The sequence below is a fragment of the Actinosynnema sp. genome (assembly GCF_052038725.1).
The window spans coordinates 1-3,178 of the sequence record NZ_JBQGCX010000424.1; the positions used below are offsets into that span (position 1 = coordinate 1).

The window sequence follows — 3,178 nt, forward strand, 5'->3', positions numbered from 1 at the left end:
GACCACCGAACCGTTCGAGCGAGCCCGTTGACGAGCCCACCGCCGGTTCCTAGAGTTCGCCTGGCAAGCGCTTTCCCGCCGCCACCGCGATCAACGACGATCCGCAGCGAAGGGCAGAGCCATGACCGTGAGCAGAAGGACCCTCCTGGCGGGCGCCACCCTGGGGGCGGCCGGGCTCGGCGCGGGCGCGTCCCCCGCGCGCGGCGCCGCGTGGGAGAACGTGATCAGCGGCTCGTTCGCGAGCTACGCGACCCTCGAATCGGCCTGGAACTACCGCTACCCCTGGGGGTCGGACCACAACGGCTCGGCGCGCGTGTACGCCTCCGCGTCCGACCACAACCACGTGTTCCTGGAGGGCGGCGGCGTCCTGGGCATCCGCGCGACCCGCATCACCTGGGACGAGGGGACCAGCTCGGCCGACCCGCACCTGCCGATCCGCTACCACTCGGGCGCGCTGCACGCCAAGCAGCACGTCGTCGTCAACGACCAGTTCCCCACCTGGGAGGTGAAGGGCGAGTTCCAGGCGCCCTCGGCGCGCGGCACGTGGCCCGCCTTCTGGCTGACCGGCGTCAACTCCTGGCCGCCGGAGAGCGACATCCTGGAGTTCAAGGGGGACAACCGGAACTGGTCCAACACCTACCGCAACGCCTCGGGCGGCTGGTCGAACACCCTCACCGCGGTGGCCAACCCCGGTGGCTGGCACGCGTACCGGGCGTGGATCGCGAAGATCAACGCCACCGACGTCGACATCCACTACTACGTCGACGACAGGTGGGTCGGCCAGCACCGGGGCGCGGGCTTCGTCAACCAGCCGCTCTGGTTGATCGTCAACCTCCAGATGGAGGGCTCCTCCGGCTCGCCGGGCCCCGCGGCGGAGACCCTCTACCGGGCCAGGAACGTCTACGTGGGCCGCACGCGCGCCTGATCCGACCGTCCCACCACCCGCCTCCCGGTTTCACCCCGCGCCCGGCAGGGCAAGCTGGTGGGGGAGGGGGTGGTGGCGATGGCGACGGGCGGCGGACTGCTGACCGCGGGCGCGCTCGCGACCGTCGTCGTGGTCGGCGCCGGCATGGCCTCCTCCTCCGAGCCCGCCGACCCGTGGGCCGGCCTCGGGCTGCGCCAGAGCGCCGCGGCCGCCCCGCAGACCGGCCGGGACTGCGCGGCCGTCATGTTCGGCGAGGTCCGCCAGGTCGCCGCCGACCGGGAGTGCCGCTCGATCACCCGCACCCTGCTGGTCGTCTCCGACGGCAGGGGGACCTCGGCCGCCGTCGCGGTGTCCTGGGTCGAGTTCGGGCAGCGCCGGGACGCGCGCGAGTTCCGGCGCGTGGAGGACGTCCACGGCACCGGCGACATCACCCCGCTGCCCGGCGCCGCCGCGGGCATCCGGGACGTCGCCTTCTCCGCGCTGCACTACACGTCGGCGCTGAACGCGTCCACGGTGATCGTCGCCGAGGCCGAGCCCCTCGAAGGCGCCCCCGGCGACGACCTGCTCCGCGAGATCACCGGCGTCGCGGTCCTGCTCGACCGCCCGGCCGGGTGAGGATCAGCCCGCCGCGCAGCTCACCGACGGCGCGGCGGCGTGCGGTCCGCTCGCCAGGAACCCGAACGACGTGCTGCGCCCCGCCCCGACCGACCCGTTGTACGACGCGTTCCGCGCCGTCACCACCCCGCCCGCCGTGCTCACGGACGCGTTCCACGCCGCCGTCACCGCCTGCCCGCTCCCGAGCGGCCACGTCACCGCCCACCCCGTGAGCGCCGCGGCCCCCGCGGTCACCACGACCTCGCCCTGGAACCCGCCGCCCCACTGCCCGACCACCCGGTACACCGCCGAGCACGCCGCCTGCGAACCCCCGCCGAACGCGGCGGCCACCGCGTCGTAGGCGGGCTTCGGCCGGAACGACTCGTCGAACGGCAGCGCCGCGCCCTGACCGGGGAACACCGACGGGATCCACGAGTACTTGTCCGACAACCCCCACGTCGTCACGCCCGCGCAGCCGTCCACCGCCACGCACGCCGACACCACCGCCGAGTAGTCCGCGGCCTGCGCGGCGAGCTTCGCCGCGTCCGCCGGGGTGTCCATCCGCACGTCCAGCTCGGTGATCGCGACCTCCAGCCCGAGGTCGGCGAACCGCTGGATGTTCTGCCGCACGGTCGACGGCACCTGCCCGACGATCAGGTGCGCCTGCAGGCCGACGCCGTGGATCGGCACGCCCTCCTCCAGGAAGGACTTCACCATCTCGTAGACCGCGTCGCTCTTCGCGCCGATCCCGTCGATGTTGTAGTCGTTGTAGTAGAGCTTGGCGGTCGGGTCGGCGGCGTGCGCGGCGCGGAAGGCGTCGGCGATGTAGCCGTCGCCGAGCTTGAGCTGCCAGAACTCCTGCCGCCGGGTGCCGTCATCGGCGAACGCCTCGTTCACCACGTCCCAGGCGATCAGCTTCCCCCGGTAGTGGCCCGCGACGGCGGCGATGTGGTCGACCATGGCCTGGTGCAGGTCGGCGGGCTCCAGGGCCTTGACCCACGCGGGGGTCTGGTTGTGCCACACGAGCGTGTGCCCGCGCACCAGCTGCCCGGCCGCCACACCGCCCGCCACGACCTGGTCGCCGGGGCCGAAGTCGAAGCTGCCCCGCGCGGGTTCGGTGGTGTCCCACTTCAGCTCGTTGCCGACGGTGAGCACACCGGCCTCGCGCGCGCTGAGGTCCCGGTAGGCGGGGTCGGCCAGTTCGCCGACGGTCATGGCGGTGCCGAAGTACTTGCCCTCGGCCGCCGCGAGGTCGCGCAGCGGCGCGGACGCCACGGCCGCCCCGCCGCCCGGCGCGCCCAGCGCGCTCGGGGCGCTCACCGCAGGTAGGGCGGCCAGCGCCGCCACGGCCAGGGTGCCGATCCACTTCGTCGTGCCCATCGACCCCACCTCCCAGTTGCCCGCAACCGGACCTGGGAGCGCTCCCAGGAAGGGACGCTAGCAGCTCCACCAGCCCGTGGAACACCCCCGAGGGGGACTTCCGGCCGGGCAGGGCGCGCCCGCGCGCGTCGTGCACCCGCCCCACCGCCCGGTTAGCGTCGCAAGATGACACAGGCAGTCGTGGTGGGAGCCGGTCTGGCCGGGTTGAGCGCCGCACGCGCGCTCACGACCGCCGGAGTCCGCGTCACCGTCCTGGAGGCCGCCGACGCCCCCGGCGGG

4 protein-coding genes are annotated in these 3,178 nt (G+C 73.9%); 3 read left to right on the plus strand and 1 reads right to left on the minus strand.

The genetic code is table 11. The annotated features are described in order from the left end of the window. Positions 1-121 precede the first annotated feature (121 nt). Both ACTUAL_RS08585 and ACTUAL_RS08590 read left to right on the plus strand, forming a co-directional pair. Positions 122-925 (plus strand): glycoside hydrolase family 16 protein, encoded by an 804-nt coding sequence (locus tag ACTUAL_RS08585; RefSeq protein WP_096495991.1) that lies wholly within the window; start codon positions 122-124, stop codon positions 923-925. A 72-nt stretch (positions 926-997) separates the two neighbouring features. Continuing rightward, complete coding sequence (locus tag ACTUAL_RS08590; protein ID WP_440899873.1) at positions 998-1,540, plus strand: hypothetical protein; 543 nt, start codon at positions 998-1,000, stop codon at positions 1,538-1,540. A 3-nt stretch (positions 1,541-1,543) separates the two neighbouring features. On the opposite strand, the gene ACTUAL_RS08595 is transcribed toward ACTUAL_RS08590, so the two are convergent. Continuing rightward, on the minus strand, positions 1,544-2,899 hold the full coding sequence (locus ACTUAL_RS08595; protein ID WP_440899874.1) for an endo-1,4-beta-xylanase: 1,356 nt from the start codon (positions 2,897-2,899) through the stop codon (positions 1,544-1,546). 165 nt (positions 2,900-3,064) lie between these two features. Here ACTUAL_RS08595 and ACTUAL_RS08600 point away from each other — a divergent pair. Further along, on the plus strand, positions 3,065-3,178 hold a 114-nt coding region (locus ACTUAL_RS08600), incomplete at its 3' end, for an FAD-dependent oxidoreductase (protein WP_440899875.1).